The following is a 15,292-nucleotide window of genomic DNA, read 5'->3' on the forward strand; positions in this document are numbered from 1 at the left end:
TGAGGAGCTTTTTTATTTATTAGAAATCGTCATCCTGAACTTGTTTCAGGATCTTTATTGGCGGAATAGGCCCTGAAATAAATTCAGGGTGACGCCTTTCATTAAGACAATCCCTTTTTATTCTTATAAGTCATTTTGGCTTTAGCGCCAGCACTGTAATTGTAGTTTTTTAAATTGCTGGCTTTCTTTTCGTGAAATGCTGCACCACGCTCAGAAGATTCATCATCTTCTTGTGCACCTTTCTTTTTCTTTGGTTTATCCGCAGCATCAACCACTTTCAAATTTTCTGGCAATTCCATTACCTCGAGTTTCTGGCCAATAGCCTGCTCGATTTTTTTTACTTCAATCAATTCAATATCTGTAGAAAATGTAATAGCTACCACGTCTTCATTACCATGCTTAACAATGCGCTGAATTAAAGTTTCTTTTTGCTCCGGCAATTCAAAGTGAAAGATGAAAGGTATTCCTTCGATATTAAGTTCGCCTAAATTTTCATTGGCTACAATTAAAACCCTGGCTTCTGGATTATTTTTAAAGTCTTCAATATCATCATAACCTTTATCATCAAAAAATAGCGACCGGTAAATGCTGATCTCACCTTCTTTATGCTGATTAAAGTTTTTATAGACTGTTTGTGCGGTTAAACGAGTGTTGACGAAAACCACAACTTTATCAAAAACCTCCGTATCGCTCAATAACAAAGTTAATAGATTTAGCTTTGTTCTGAAATTCGGTACATGATAAAGCATCTGCTGGTAAACCTCTGCCTGCTTCTCACCTATTTCATCTACCTCAATGGTGGCAGCCGAATCTTTCATAAAAGGCGAAATCATATGATTCAATTTTTCGTGCATTACCTCTGTAAATACCACATGCTGAGATTTATAAGCACTATTTGCTAATTCTACAACGGGTAATTGCAAGCCCTTTTTAACAATAAGCTCTGCATTATCTACGATAAACAATTGTATTTTATTGGTGTTGAGGGCGAGCTTTAAATACAATGCCCGGGCACGATCTGGTACGGCAACAATAATATCGCATCCATCCGTAATCTCATTCATTTGCGTTTCAATGGTACCCCGGCTATCAATTCCTAAAATTCTGAAAGTGCTGTTGCGGTTCAATAGTTTAAACTGTTCCAAAACATGGTCTACATGCTCAACGTCAGGTACTAAAATCAATGCTCTTGGTGCTTCCTCAAAAGCATATTTCAACTTCATTAAAGTAGCTAAAACATAAGTTGTTGTTTTTCCCGAGCACTCCGGTCCCACCGCTATAACATCCTGGCCACCTAAAATGCGCGACATTGTTCTGGTTTGGATTTCTTTTGGAGTTAAAAATCCTGCATCAGTCATGGCCGCTACAAGTGATTTGCTAAGTTTTAATTTATCTAAAGACACGATTACTATTTTAATGTTTGAACTACAAATATCCTTAAAATAATTATCTTTTCTAATATTGAATTCAACTGCATTAAATAGACGTTAAATGCGTCTTGATACAACACTCATCAGTATCCATAGCACTTTACCCTGATTCTGCTTAATCAGGCAAGATTGGTGATCTTATATTTGTTTTGTTGTTAGCATAGGCTATCCGCGATGGGTAGCCTTTATCTTTTTATTTAGTTTGCTGTCATCCCGAGAGATAATTTATTTTACAAAAATCAATTTGGTTGACAGTATTAATCCACGCGTAAAAATCCCTTAAGTTACGTCCTTTCGAGCGGAGTGCAACGCAATCGGGAAATCCAACTAAATGGATCTCTTTCCAGAACGTTCGTGACTATGCTACAGTCAAAATGACGACCTTTCTATCGGTGTCCTGTCTGTATAGCACCGCGAAAGATCTCGACTAAATATGCTAACTTTTTGATTATTTAGAAGCGCAGTTTCAGTGCCTATGGTTAGGGGTTGGTCCTGCTGTACACTGCAATCTTTTTGGAAATGTATTCACAAATACAATATGGTTTAGCCAAAAAGTATTTCCGCTTCCATCAGGGCTATTTAGCAAATACAGTGATTCAGAAAAGTAATGGCTACACAGAAAGTTCTTTCATGAACAATGGGTATTAGATGATAAAATTTTTTTCAAATCCCAAAAACATTTTATTTTATTTGGGGTTATTTATATAATTCACATTATACTAATCTTTTACAGATTAATTTGTTTGGTTTAAAAAAGGGATTTATGGATATAAATCCCTTTTCTTTTTATGCCATAATTTTAAACCCTATATTTAGCCATATCAATTTCACTACCCTATTTAGATGAATAGAAAACATTTCCTTTCTTCGTTTATTGCGGCTACTACCATTCTTCCGAGCTTGAGAACTTTAGCTATTGAAAGTGAAAATTCGGGGTTTAAAATTCCTCCATATTTAAAACCTGGAGATACTATTGGAATTAGCAGTCCGGCGGGATACATTACACCGGAACAGATCCAGCCTTCGGTTGTACAAATGCAAAGTTGGGGTTTTAATATGAAAATTGGAAAAACCATTGGCAAGCGCGATTTTACTTATGGTGGAACGGATGAAGAAAGGTTGGCTGATTTTCAGGAAATGTTGGATGATCCGGGCATTAAAGCCATAATGTGCGCCCGTGGCGGTTATGGTTTCGTACGCATTATCGATCAGCTCGATTTTTCGGAATTTAACAGAAACCCCAAATGGATTATCGGTTTCAGCGATATCACAGTGCTGCATTGCCACCTCGCCAAAAATTTTGGCATTGCTTCTATCCATTCTAAAATGTGCAACAGTTTTCCTGATGATTGGGCTAAAGCGGAGCCCATACAGATCGAAACGATCCTCTCGATAAAGAACGCTTTGATTGGTGAAGAAATGGGTTATCATGCTCCATCAAACAGCAATAACCGTTTTGGGAAGACTGAGGCAATATTGGTTGGTGGTAACCTGAGCATTATCGAAACACTTGCCGGCAGTCCATCAGATTTAGATACAAAAGATAAAATCTTATTTATAGAAGATACCGGCGAATACCTCTACAGCATTGATAGAATGTTATGGAACTTAAAACGAAGCGGCAAACTTAGAAACCTTAAAGGATTAATTGTTGGCGGTTTTAAAGTTAAACCCGATGATGCAGGTGAAGAATTTGGCAAAAGCATTTACGATATTGTGCTCGAAAAGGTAAAAGAATACACCTACCCTATTGCATTCGATTTTCCTGTTGGTCACCAACGGAATAATTTTGCGCTCAAATGCGGTGCGAAGCATGTATTTATGGTAAATGAAAATGGCTCGGTATTGCGGACGTTTTAATTGCATCACCGCACTGATAAATTTATGCCTTTTATTTAGCGACTAATTACGGTTAAAATAATTTTGTATTTTAATAATAAAGTATTATTTATGACTATAATCGCACATCCTAAAAATTAAAAGCAAGAGGCCGCAATTGAGGCTGTCCTAAAAGCTTTCCTGAAATATTAAAGTTTGAACTATCAGGACTTTGGTCACGACGGATTAATCAAAAAGATCATTTAATTTATAAAATGGACGAGATACTATAACGTTACTATAATCTCAGCATAAGGCCCCACTACAGTAACAAATAAATCCTAAGCAGTTTTTACTTCATCTTCATTGTAATCCCTAATATCTGTAATATAACCATTAATCAATAGAAAATCGAATAATGGTTTAGCTTCCGGTGTAATCGGCATATTCTGCGTTGTAATTACCTGATTAGTCTTTTTGTCCAGGAAAGGATAAGCAAATAACCGCACATTGGTATTAAACATATCGTTTACGTAACTCAACAACTGACCGGAATAGTTGTCACCGGGGAAGTTTTTAGCATTAAATACGAATTTTAAGTTATTAATGTTTGTCGCTAAGCCAACACTTTTTGGCTTACACCTGGCCAGGTACTTGGCAAGGCGATTGTGACGGGTAAAATTAGAAACGATCACAATATTTCCGGTGTCGCACATTTCCTGCGTACGTCTAGCTACGGTTTCTAAATCGATATCATCTGGTGTTTCTTGCGTATCGGTTAAAACATTGGTTGCTAAAACCTCAATCATTACTGCCAGGTTGCCCTCTTCTACTTTATTGGTACGTTTAAACTGATCTGTAGCTTTATTAAAAAGGTTAAAGTTAGGTAATGACTTTTGGCCGTATTTGGTCCTTAAAATCATGATATCCTTTTTGTACAAAAGATCTTTAGCTTGGCGGGGATGTGCATCAGCATCGAAAATGGCTGCTGCTGAGAAATCTTTCATAATCATATACAGATTAAGTAAGATATTGTCTACTCCTGGAAATGCCGGACCTTTAACCGAAATTAAATCGATTTCTACCGACCCGATGGTTAAATTGTCAGCCAGGGATTCGACCATTATTTTGGGGTTCTGATAATAATAGAAAGCGGCATAAAGCAAGTTTACTCCAATAATACCCAGCACACGCTGTTGCATATTTACGTCGGTATCTAACAAACGGACGTGAAAGAATATTTCGTTAGGTAAACCTCCCGGCTCATTTTGAAACCGGATTCCCACCCAACCATGCGGTTCGTTGGTGCGTTTATAATTTAACGTAGTTACAGTATCAGCAAAGGCAAAAAAAGTACGGCTTTCGTATTTTTCGCCTGATAAACGCTCGTTGAGTAAGCCAAATTCGTGGTCCAGCATTTGCAAAAGGCGGTTCTGGCTAACATAACGACCATTTGTTTCTGCTCCATAAATGGCATCGCTAAAAGTCATGTCATAAGCCGACATGGTTTTGGCTACTGTTCCAGATGCTGCACCAGCATTAAAAAAGTTTCTAGAAACTTCCTGTCCCGCTCCAATTTCAGCGAAAGTGCCATAAATTCTCGGGTCAAGATTTATTTTAAGTGCTTTGCGTTTAGTATCCAGAATTTCTCTTTCCATGCCGCGAAAATACAAAAAATTGAGGTTAAGCTAATTTTAAGTCTGTAACTTAAAATCAATCTAAATACTTAGATAACTCCATAGCCTCTAGCTAGCCTTATTTCGAGTAAAGTGTAGCAGAATAGAGAACCTAATACCTTTATTCAGTTGATAGATTGAGTTTTGCTGAGCATTGCGTGGTTCTCCACTTCGGTCGAAATGACGACCGTTTAAAAAAATAAGGTTAATGCCATCCAGCATTAACCTTATAAAACCTAAACCTAAACTTAAATTATTATGAAACCTGCATCAGTCACCAATCGCATCTACAACAATACCTGGATGCAAGCTTCATAACCTTTTAAAACTAAACTATTATGAAAAATCCTCTACTGAGAATATTTTATTATGATACTACAATTTCTCTGTGCTGTAATTTAGCAGTATCTTTTTTGCTGATATTGATTGATAAAATACCATCTTTATATTCAGCGGTGATATTATCACCATCGGCAGTATCTGGTAAATTAAATGATCTGGCGAATGAGCTGTAATCAAATTCTTTACGTGTAAAATCTTTAGCTACCTGGGTTTCATCTTTTTTAACCTCTGCCCAGACAGAAAGCGTGTCTTTTTTTAAATTAATCTGAAAGTCTTCTTTTTTCAAGCCCGGCGCAGCCAACTCAATTACATATGCAGCATCATTTTCATAAATATTTACATTTGGAGATTTATCAACCATTTTGTTTTTACTTACGGCATCGCTAAACAATGACTCAAAAACATTGTTAAAGTAAGGAGCAGTGTTGCGGGTTCTGTTGTTAAAATTTACAAGTGTCATATCGCTTATTCTTTAATTTTCTAATTTTTAAATTGATAATTCATTCTATTCAACTTATATACCAATTCAAATATTTATGATTTTTAAGACATTTTGGCAAAATAAATCTAAATCGAAAGACAAATTGACAGAAATTAGAGCGTTTTCAGACAAATTCAACTATAAAACCAATATTCATATGCGTTTTATCGATTTTGATTTGATGGGCCACGTAAATAACTCGATTTACTTTACTTACCTCGAAATTGCCAGAACCAAATATTGGGAAGAAATTATTAAATGGGATTGGAAAAAAACTGGAATCGTAATTGCACATGCCGAACTGGATTATATTTTACCAATTGTAATGAACGATAAAATTGCCATCCATGTGAAAACATCAAGGATCGGTAGTACGAGTTTTGATTTAGAATATCAAATTGTTAAACTTAAGGGAAGTGAAGAGATCATTTGCAGCAAAGGAAAAACGGTGTGTATAGCGATAGATTACGCCACAGGCAAACCGACAGCAATTCCGGAAGAAGAAAAACAGAAAATGCTGGGTTTTGAGCAGTTGAGTAATAAATAGTTGTCTTACCAGACTTGTTTACTAAGTTATAAACTCAGTTTTATTCATGAATCTGTAGAGACGCTGTGCTTAACTCTACGGACATAAGGGGCGTCATGCTGAACGTGTTTCAGCATCTTAAAAACAGTAATTAGCAAGGCCCTGAAACAAGTTCAGGGTGATGGATAAATTAATCAGGCATAATCTTCCCAGGGTTTAATATTCCATTTGGATCGAAAACATTTTTAATTCCCCTCATTAAATTAAGGTGGATTTCTGAGTACTTAATCGGCATAAATTCCTTTTGAACCAGGCCTATTCCATGTTCGCCGGATAATGTCCCACCTAAAGCGGTTGTGAGTTCAAATATTTCAGCAATACCAAATTTGAGTTTGTTCGTCCAGTCTTCATCACTCATGCCCGCCTTAATAATATTTACGTGCAGGTTACCATCGCCTGCATGTCCGTAACAAACACTCTCAAAGCCATATCTGGTACCAATTTCTTTAATACCGTTAACCAGCTTTGGTAAGGCCGCGCGGGGAACAACTGTATCTTCTTCCTTATAAACCGAATTTGATTTAACCGATTCGGCCATTGTTCTGCGCATCCGCCACAATTCCTCTTTTTGTGTTGCAGTATCCGCAAATAAAACTTCGGTACAGTTATGTTCTTCTAAAACCACATTTGTTTTCTCGCAATTTTTAAAAATATCATCCAGGTCATCCCCATCAAACTCAATCATTAACAATGCCGCTACATTATCTTTCAAATCAAATTTAATATCGTCGAATTTGATTACCCACTCCACTCCTTTCCGTTCCATAAACTCCAGGGCTGATGGGGTAACTCCTGCCCTGAAAATGGCTGAAACTGCCGCGCAAGCATCTTCATTTGTACGGAAAGAACCCATCATTAAAACAGATTGGCCAGGTTTTGGCAAAAGCTTAGTGACAATTTTGGTCACTACACCTAAGGTACCTTCCGAACCGATCATTAGTTGGGTCAGATTATATCCTGAAGCATATTTAAGTGTATTCGCACCCGTCCAGATGATCTCGCCATTAGGTAAAACTACTTCCAGATTTAAAATGTACTCGCGTATGGTACCATATTTTACCACCCTGGGGCCGCCAGAACCATGCGCTACGTTACCACCAATAAAACAAGATCCTTTACTGCTGGGATCAACCGGGTATAAGAGACCTTTTTCGGCTACTGCATTAATGAATTCCTCCGTAATCACTCCTGGCTCAACAGTAGCCTGTAAGTTTTCGGTATCAATATCCAGTATGGCTTTAAACTTTTCCATTGATAAGGAAACCCCGCCATAAATTGGCAAGGCAGCTCCACTTAAGCCGGTGCCGCCTCCCCGGGGAGTAACCGGAACATGATGAGCATTGCAGATCTTTAATATGGCTGAAACTTCTTCTGGCGTAGTGGGTTTTACCACAACCTCGGGCTGATAGCGCAAATCTTCGGTCTCATCATGGCTATAATTATCCAGACTTTCTGCATCGGTAAAAACTTTATCAGCACCAATTGCTGAAGTGATTTCTGCTAAAATTTCGGTATTTATACGGGTAAAATTCATTTTAATCGGCTGCTGAATAACTAAGTTTAACAAATGAATGGCCTATTTGTCCGGGCATCGGCGGATTAAGCTTTTTCATACTTACATCAATCTTTTCTACAAACGGATACCGTTCCATCACTTTTATGACGATATTATTCAAAACGGTTTCCAACAGCTTTTGGGTATTTTTCATTTCCACTTTGATAATGCTGTTCAGGTCTTCATAATTAACGGTTTGCGCCAGTTCATCGTCAAAACCTGTCGGCGTAAATTCGGTTGTTAAGTCAATAATAAAATGATTTCCAGTTAGTTGCTCTTCGGGATAATAACCATGCAAAGCAAAGCATTTTACATCTTTTAAAGCTACGGTTTGTTTAAAACGGCTCATTTATTTTCTTTAAGCTGCTAAATTAAATTTTTATTCATGAATATAATGCCCATTGTCGTAAATTGTTACCTTTGAAATGGACGCTGTTCCTTAACCAGAATAACACGAAATTACATGAGCAAATCAGTAAAAAAAGACCTGTATGAGGCGCCAGACTATTATTTATTGGATGAATTGTTAACCGATGAGCACAAATTAATCCGTGCTACGGCCAGAGATTGGGTAAAAAAAGAAGTGAGTCCAATTATTGAAGATTATGCACAAAAAGCAGAATTTCCAAAACATTTAATAAAGGGCCTTGCTGATATTGGTGCTTTTGGCCCTACCATTCCGGTTGAGTATGGTGGTGCCGGGCTGGATTATACGGCATATGGGATTTTGATGCAGGAAATAGAACGTGGTGATTCAGGCATTCGGTCAACCGCGTCTGTTCAGGGCTCATTAGTAATGTACCCCATTTATGCTTATGGAACTGAGGAACAACGAAAAAAATATCTTCCCAAACTAGCTAGTGGCGAAATGATGGGCTGTTTTGGTTTGACAGAACCAGATCATGGCTCCAATCCGGGTGGTATGGTAACCAACATTAAAGACGCTGGCAGCCATTATATTTTAAACGGCGCAAAGATGTGGATTAGCAATGCACCTTTTGCTGATATTGCTGTGGTTTGGGCAAAAGATGAATCCGGCAAAATCAGGGGTATGGTGGTAGAACGTGGAATGGAAGGATTTTCAACCCCTGAGACACACCATAAATGGAGCTTGCGTGCATCGGCAACAGGTGAATTGGTTTTTGATCATGTTAAAGTCCCAAAGGAGAATGTTTTTCCTGAAATCAGTGGATTAAAAGGTCCGTTAGGTTGCTTAAATCAAGCGCGTTATGGTATTGCCTGGGGCGCTTTGGGTGCAGCAATGGACTGTTATGATACTGCTTTGCGTTATTCCAAAGAGCGTATTCAATTCGGTAAACCTATTGGTGGTTTCCAGTTGCAACAAAAGAAACTGGCTGAAATGGTGACCGAAATTACCAAAGGTCAATTGTTGGTTTGGCGTTTGGGTGTATTGAAAAGTGAGAACAGAGCATCGGCCGAACAAATATCTATGGCCAAAAGGAACAGTGTAGAAATTGCACTGGATATTGCCCGGAATGCCCGCCAAATGCTTGGCGGAATGGGTATCACCGGCGAATACTCGATTATGCGCCATATGATGAACCTAGAATCCGTTGTGACTTATGAAGGTACACACGATATACACTTACTAATTACGGGAATGGATGTGACCGGATTAAACGCTTTTAAATAAATATGATTAAAAAAATTACGCTCTTATTTTGCATTCTTTTAGTGGCCAATTTCGCTTTTGCACAAAAAGAAAAGGTTGTTGTAAATGCGAAATTGCCTGATTGGCTACAAACAGTAAAGGTGGTAAACAGTAAACCCGTTTACAAAAATATTCAGGATGGATATTATCTTTTTCTTTTTGAGAAACAGAACAATTTAGAAACAAAAGAACAGTATTCGCACATTATAAGAGAAATCAGTAATGGTACAGGTGTTCAAAATGGTTCTGAAATATCTGTTTCTTATGATCCAAGTTATGAAAAGCTCGTATTTCACAAATTGACGATCTGGCGCGACAATAAACCAATAGATAAACTCATTTTACAGAACTTTAAAATCCTGCAAAATGAAAAAGAATTATCACGGTTTATATACAGTGGCTTATATACGGCTTACTTAATATTGGATGACATTAGAAAGGGTGATCGGATTGAATACGCTTACACGATCAGAGGAAGTAATCCCGTGTTTCCTAAGTACTCTAACACCATTTATTTCGAGGGAAGCAGTCAGATTGTTAACGTTTATAATAACATCATTTTCAAACCAGGCAGAAATATCCGGACTAAGAATTTTAATAGGGTACCTCCTTTAAAAAGATCTGTTGTAAAAGGCCTAAATGTTTTTGAATGGCAAAATTCAATGTCAAAAACCTACCCAGCCAATGATTTTGAGCCTTCAGATTTTGATCCGTTTGCAAGGGTTCAAATATCAGAATATAACAATTGGCAGGAAATTGTAGATTGGGGACTGAATTTACAGCAGTTTAACACTAAAAATTCTCCTATTATAAACGAAAAAGTAGCAGAATTAAAACTTAAAGCCAAGGGAAATAAGGAAAAGTATCTTGAACTGGCAACGAGATTTGTGCAGGATGAAATAAGATACATGGGCATTGAGATCGGTGAGTATTCGCACCGCCCAAATAGTCCGGAAAAGATATTAAAGCAACGATATGGAGACTGCAAAGATAAATCAACTTTGTTATGTAATTTATTAAAAGCCAATGGTATTAACGCATATTCTGTATTTCTTAATACTTATCTTAAGAAAGAAACCGCATCATTGTTACCTAGTCCCAGCGTTTTTAATCATGAGACAGTCGTTGTAGAATTTGAGGATAGAACAATTTACATCGATCCAACGGTTGCCAATCAGCGTGGACCTATTTTTAGTAATTACTTTCCGTACACCGCGAAAGTTTTGGTAATAAAAGATGGAAATAAAGAATTAACTGAAACGGCTCAACAGAACCTTGGTAAACTAAAGTCATTAGTCGTTTTTAATGTTGGCGATACGGCTGGTACAAGCAAATCTACGCTTCGTATTACCAGCGATTATTCGAACAATTATGCTGATAATTTTAGAGAAAATTTAAATAATGAGGGAGCAGATAATATTGAAAAATCTTATGTAAAGTATTATTCAAATCTTTATCCTGGTTTAACCATAAAAGATCCGATTGAGATCAAAGATAATGAAGCTGCAAATATAATATCTGTAACTGAAACGTATGAAATAGATAGTTTATGGACACGCAGCGAAACTGATCAATCGAAACGTTTGGCTTATTTTTATGGAGATTTGATCAATGACCAGATTATATCGATCAAGAAATTTAGAAATGCTCCGCTTTCGTTAAAATTTCCATGTACCATTGAACAGGAAGTAAGGATTATCCTGCCTGAAATTTGGAGTTTCGAGAATGAGAATATAAATATTGATAATGAGAATTACAGGTTTGTATACAGTGCAAACGCAAAATTCAATACTTTAACACTAACTTATTATTACCAAAATTTCACTCCTATTTTACAAACTAATAGCATAAACGGTTATATAAAGGATAGTAAAGAAATACTTAATACACTATCTTATGGCATTTATTGGGGTGGAGAAGGCACTGTTGAAAATGAAGGACTAAATCTCAAATTACTTGGAATCGGATTTATAGCACTTTTACTCTCCATATTTATTGCTATTTATCTTTATACCAGAAAAACTGAATTTAATCTGGATTCAATTAAAAATGCATGGAGATTAGGGGGCTGGTTAGCTATACCAGGCATCGGCATTACAATAAATCCACTGATTATACTGGTTGCGGCATTAAAGCAGGATATTTATACCGATAAGATCTGGCAGGGCATCCAACTAAATGCGCATTCGCTTTTACTTAATATGTCGGTAATATTTACAGTTGTATTTAATGTGATGTTATTTGTTTTTAGCATTTTTATATTAGTATCTTTTTATAAGCGAAGAGATTTTTTTCCAAAATATTACATTGCCTTCCTTATTTTTTCATTCTTGATTACTTTATTGGATACGATAGCAAGTATTTATATTAATAAGCTGGTAAATAACGAAATTTTGGGCACTTCAGAATTTTATTCTGTATTAAGAATTGGTATTTTTGCTGCCATTTGGATCGCCTATTTCATAAAATCGGAACGTGTTAAACAAACCTTTGTATTTTCTTATCCCGATTCGGACTGGAGAGATGCAGTAATTCAGGATTTAAATGAAAATTTCAGCCATCAGAATTTAAAAAAGCAAGAAATTATTGAACAGCAAAAAACAATAGAAACAGTAGAAAATGAAAGACTTTAAAAAATATATCTACATACCCGCCCCGCCCGAAGAAGTTTATTTAGCCCTTACCAAAGACATCAGCATGAAACTATGGACTGGTGCCGAAGTAGAGTTTGAAGAAGTGCCAGGAACTGAATTCTCTTTATGGGATGGTGATATTACAGGTAAAAACATCGAATTTACTTATGGCAAGCAAATTGTGCAGCAATGGTATTTTGGAGAAGAAAATGAACCTTCTATCGTGACGATCAAACTTCACGAAGATGGGAAAGGAACTTCACTGGAATTTCGGCAAACCAATATTCCTGATGAAGACTATAAAGATTTTACAGAAGGAATCCAGGAGTATTATTTAGGCGGATTAGTTGATTTCTTTGAAGAATAAATCGAAAATGAAAAATAAAGTACTTTGTTGTACATTAAACGTTTTTCTGTTCCCTGGAAATGGCATATCATGTTAATTATGCGCAAAAAATAAGCGTTGGCTATTCATTTCAATAAAAACATATTAATGCGATCGCTGTTCTGATAATAAAAAGCAAATATTATGAACAGAACATTAGGAATTATATTAATGGTTGTAGGTATTGCCATGCTCATTTGGACTGGATTCTCTTATACTAAAAAAGAAAAAATTGTTGATGCGGGCCCTATTCAAATATCGGCAGATAAAGAAAAGTCTGTGAATTGGCCACCCTATGTTGGCGGGATCATTTTAATTGCAGGTGTTTTTGTATTCATCGCATCTGGAAAGCGAAAATAACTCAACTGTCTTTTTTATCTCTTCATTTTCTTCCTGTCTCCTGTTGAGCAAACACCTTCAGTTTGTAATAAATCTGGTTGCCTAAATTTTATTGCAACAATGTAGCGATAAATATATATTTTATTTTGCAACATAGTTGCAATTGATTATCTTAGTACTGTTGCAACCGGGGATAAGCCGAAACCCCGTAACCACCAGTAGGCATCATATTTAATCACTTATTTTATGAAAAATCAATCAGAAAAAATCACATTGAGCTTAGAAGACCTTCAGTTAGAAAGTTTTGTAACCAGTATTGACAGTGAAGTTGCGATGCGTTTATCGGGTGGTTTAGGTAATGTATCAGAACCTACGCACACTGAACAAACAGATGACCATCATACCCCACCGGTAAGATGCACCACGGTAATCTGCTAGTTAATTAATTTAATTTCAAGGCGCCAAATGGCGCCTTGTTTATTCCTCTACACATAAAAAACCACTCTTTAACAACAGGCGGATTTGCAATACAATTTTTTGACTGATTTGTTCCTTTTCAGTAGTTGGTTTAAAATATCCGTGGGTAATTTCATCAATTAATTGGGATGTTTTCATTTTCCTGTTAACCAAAGATTCAACGATGATGGCTGAAAAGGTTCCGATTTTAATTTCTTCAACACCACTTTCATGGCTATATAAAAGAAGCATATTACCGTTTTCATCTTCTCCGAAATATCTTACATGATCATTTAGTTTTAAAGTCAATGCAATGAAATCGGAATCTGATTTTTGACTGGCACTTTCTGCGTTTTTCTTAAGGTGAATGTTTTGTTGCTGATAACTAAAATAACCTTTATGAAGTTTCCATAGCTTCAATAGCGCTGATTCCAACCGGAATGATTGTGCGATTGATTCATGCACTCCCGCCATCTGGCTGATTCTGACAGCTAACACATCACTAAATTCATCAATATTCTTTACTTCATACAATGCACCAATGCGGATACCTAACAGATCAAGTTTTCCAATAGTTCTTTTGAAGTATGACGAGAAAATCTTCCGTTTAATATCAACCATTGAGAATCGTCTTTCCAGATTAATTATTTTCGCAGGTTTGGGTAAAGTAGGTTTTGCGACTGAATCGGATTGATCGCCAGCTATCAGTTGTAAAAGCACATAACCTACACCGGCTTTTCCGGAGAAAAGACCATAATCATCTGGTCCACATGATAGGTACTCGTTGTAGCTGTTTGTTTTTCGATATTGTGTAATGGCTCCTTCAATCATATCACAAATATGATCAGCTATTCCCTCTCTGTCGTTATTGCACATCAAAAACGGAATCATTCCGCTGTAGCCGCTTACCAAAGTGAAATCTGGCCGGGGTTTGTTTTGAAGATCTGATAAACATTTTTCAAGTATGCAGTTACACTGCTTCGAATAAAGCTCTTTTTGAGTAAGCTTAAATGCAAGACTCCTTGATAAACCTACTCCCGCCGCTCCATGTGCCCAGGCATTTGCCCCTGCCATATCTGAAATAAAAGTTTCCAGTTGCCAGAGATGTGCGCCTGGTTTGGAAAGTTCATAATTGCCTATCCGCAAATCAAGCCAGTTATTTGCCGGGGCATGATAATACTGCATTTCATAAGCCAATGCTTCTTCCGCCAGATACAACAAACCTGGTTCATCGAAATACATGCTCAATTGCATGAGACAATATGCAATACCTGATGCGCCATGAGAAAACCCGGTCATGCTATCGTATGCCTTTTTCGATTGATGATAATCCCATTTCAAACCCGACCCTGATACCCTTGCTTCCTGAATTAACCGGTCTAAGAGCAAATGGATCAATTGTAAAACTTCTCCATTTTGGCTGTGGTGATAAAGTAGCGTAAATACCAGTAAATTACCTGTATAGCCACTTAATAAATCTGCTTTCAGTAATTGCGCACTAAGTTGAGTGTGGTTGGATAATGTCAAAAACAATGCATTATCCAGATATTTCTGAATTCCGGTTGCTTCGTAAATCTTTAAATTTGTATAAATTACTCCACCAAGTCCGGTGTAGAATGCAAAGAATTTGGGTTTGAGGATGGCTTCAGATTTCATCATTCTGTTCATCATTTTATCAATTAAACTGATGTGCGCTTCGCTTTGATCGAAACGATAAAGTTCAAGAAAGAATAAAGCAATGCCACAATTGCCATTAAAAATGTCATAGCTTTCCTGAAAGTCATATTCATCCGGATTAATGTAATAAGGCGTGGGCCACCAGGCTTCATCTGCGGTTTCCCTTTTATTCAAAAGCAAATCATTCTTTAATTCATGAAGATGATTGGTGAAAACTTCAATCTGAGCGGCTGTAAACATAG

The 15,292-nt window shown here is 36.8% G+C and carries 14 protein-coding genes; 8 read left to right on the forward strand and 6 right to left on the reverse strand.

The genetic code is table 11. From position 1 onward, the window contains the following. Positions 1–101: 101 nt before the first annotated feature. Positions 102–1,403 carry a DEAD/DEAH box helicase gene (locus BLR60_RS01630; RefSeq protein WP_090496309.1) on the reverse strand — a complete coding sequence of 434 codons (1,302 nt, stop codon included), beginning with the start codon at positions 1,401–1,403 and terminating at the stop codon, positions 102–104. 870 nt (positions 1,404–2,273) lie between these two features. Here BLR60_RS01630 and BLR60_RS01635 point away from each other — a divergent pair. Continuing rightward, positions 2,274–3,290: a S66 peptidase family protein gene (locus BLR60_RS01635; RefSeq protein ID WP_090496310.1), complete on the forward strand. Its 1,017-nt coding sequence runs from the start codon at positions 2,274–2,276 to the stop codon at positions 3,288–3,290. 164 nt (positions 3,291–3,454) lie between these two features. Beyond that, positions 3,455–3,541 carry a type II toxin-antitoxin system YoeB family toxin gene (locus tag BLR60_RS01640; protein WP_090496693.1) on the forward strand — a complete coding sequence of 29 codons (87 nt, stop codon included), beginning with the start codon at positions 3,455–3,457 and terminating at the stop codon, positions 3,539–3,541. 48 nt (positions 3,542–3,589) lie between these two features. On the opposite strand, the gene BLR60_RS01645 is transcribed toward BLR60_RS01640, so the two are convergent. Further along, complete coding sequence (locus tag BLR60_RS01645; RefSeq protein ID WP_090496311.1) at positions 3,590–4,906, reverse strand: nicotinamide mononucleotide adenylyltransferase; 1,317 nt, start codon at positions 4,904–4,906, stop codon at positions 3,590–3,592. Positions 4,907–5,291: 385 nt separating this feature from the next. Then, entirely contained in the window at positions 5,292–5,726 is a 435-nt protein-coding gene (locus BLR60_RS01650) for an Hsp20/alpha crystallin family protein (protein ID WP_090496312.1), read from the reverse strand. A gap of 76 nt (positions 5,727–5,802) precedes the next feature. Between BLR60_RS01650 and BLR60_RS01655 the strand changes: the two genes are divergently transcribed. Continuing rightward, a complete protein-coding gene (locus tag BLR60_RS01655; protein WP_090496313.1) occupies positions 5,803–6,294 on the forward strand; it encodes an acyl-CoA thioesterase in 492 nt (163 codons plus the stop codon). Between the two features lie 169 nt (positions 6,295–6,463). Here the strand turns inward: BLR60_RS01655 and BLR60_RS01660 are convergent, their stop codons facing one another. Further along, entirely contained in the window at positions 6,464–7,867 is a 1,404-nt protein-coding gene (locus BLR60_RS01660) for an FAD-binding oxidoreductase (RefSeq protein ID WP_090496314.1), read from the reverse strand. Between the two features lies 1 nt (position 7,868). Beyond that, the gene (folB, locus tag BLR60_RS01665) at positions 7,869–8,237 is read right to left on the reverse strand and encodes a dihydroneopterin aldolase (RefSeq protein WP_090496315.1); all 369 of its coding nucleotides are present in this window, start codon (positions 8,235–8,237) and stop codon (positions 7,869–7,871) included. Positions 8,238–8,351: 114 nt separating this feature from the next. On the opposite strand from folB, the gene BLR60_RS01670 reads away from it, so the two are divergent. The 5 genes from BLR60_RS01670 (at position 8,352) to BLR60_RS01690 (ending at position 13,355) form a co-directional block, all read left to right on the forward strand. Next, a complete protein-coding gene (locus BLR60_RS01670; RefSeq protein WP_090496316.1) occupies positions 8,352–9,542 on the forward strand; it encodes an acyl-CoA dehydrogenase family protein in 1,191 nt (396 codons plus the stop codon). Between the two features lie 2 nt (positions 9,543–9,544). Beyond that, entirely contained in the window at positions 9,545–12,193 is a 2,649-nt protein-coding gene (locus BLR60_RS01675; protein WP_090496317.1) for a DUF3857 domain-containing protein, read from the forward strand. Further along, positions 12,180–12,560 (forward strand): SRPBCC domain-containing protein, encoded by a 381-nt coding sequence (locus BLR60_RS01680; protein WP_090496318.1) that lies wholly within the window; start codon positions 12,180–12,182, stop codon positions 12,558–12,560. The genes BLR60_RS01675 and BLR60_RS01680 overlap by 14 nt, the downstream gene beginning before the upstream one ends. Positions 12,561–12,722: 162 nt before the next feature. Next, positions 12,723–12,938 carry a hypothetical protein gene (locus BLR60_RS01685; protein WP_090496319.1) on the forward strand — a complete coding sequence of 72 codons (216 nt, stop codon included), beginning with the start codon at positions 12,723–12,725 and terminating at the stop codon, positions 12,936–12,938. 225 nt (positions 12,939–13,163) lie between these two features. Further along, positions 13,164–13,355, forward strand: a complete 192-nt coding sequence (locus BLR60_RS01690; protein ID WP_088302624.1) for a pinensin family lanthipeptide — start codon at positions 13,164–13,166, stop codon at positions 13,353–13,355. A gap of 39 nt (positions 13,356–13,394) precedes the next feature. Here the strand turns inward: BLR60_RS01690 and BLR60_RS01695 are convergent, their stop codons facing one another. Then, complete coding sequence (locus tag BLR60_RS01695) at positions 13,395–15,290, reverse strand: lanthionine synthetase LanC family protein (protein ID WP_090496320.1); 1,896 nt, start codon at positions 15,288–15,290, stop codon at positions 13,395–13,397. Between the last annotated feature and the right edge of the window lie 2 nt (positions 15,291–15,292).

This window comes from Pedobacter terrae (assembly GCF_900100705.1).
GTDB lineage: Bacteria > Bacteroidota > Bacteroidia > Sphingobacteriales > Sphingobacteriaceae > Pedobacter > Pedobacter terrae.